At 36.3% G+C, this 540-nt stretch carries 1 protein-coding gene; it reads right to left on the bottom strand.

Features of this window, described 5'->3' with window-relative positions:
* Positions 1–111 precede the first annotated feature (111 nt).
* Complete coding sequence (locus tag ACFINE_RS09985) at positions 112–492, bottom strand: hypothetical protein (protein ID WP_375621921.1); 381 nt, start codon at positions 490–492, stop codon at positions 112–114.
* Positions 493–540: the final 48 nt, after the last annotated feature.

Genomic DNA, 540 nt, shown 5'->3' on the forward strand with positions numbered 1-540 from the left:
TTTTACTCCTTTAAGTTAGATTCTGCCTTTGTCGTTCTTGCAAAAGAACGGCATTGCATTGTGTGGTGAATTTTTTGAAAAGGTGGCGTCTTTTAAAAACGCCTTTAGCTTTTAAAGCACATCACAAGGACGCAAACGGTGTTGTTTTTCGTAAGAACCATACATTGCATCATCATATTCGCGCTGTTTTATATCATCTAAAAAAAAACCGTATGCTGTGCTGTGTAGAATAAAATCGTGAGGAATGTTTCCGTTGAAACACTGCTCTTCACATTCTTTAAGATAGAATTCGGCAATATCTTCAGAGATATCTTCGCAACGATTAGTCGTTGGTTCAATACGCAAAATTTGGACAGCATTATCGGCTTGGTCGATAAATTTGATCATGTCACTTTCTTCTAAGAAAGGACCAGATTTAGCGAGATTTTGCTCTTCATTTTCGCACATCACTAAGAGAATTTCATCAGAATTTATAAACACTGGTTTATTCACAAATGCCTCCATACTGCCTATTGGCAAAAGTTATTTTCTAAGATATGG

The sequence above is a fragment of the Bartonella sp. AA97HXZ genome, from assembly GCF_042196985.1.
GTDB lineage: Bacteria > Pseudomonadota > Alphaproteobacteria > Rhizobiales > Rhizobiaceae > Bartonella.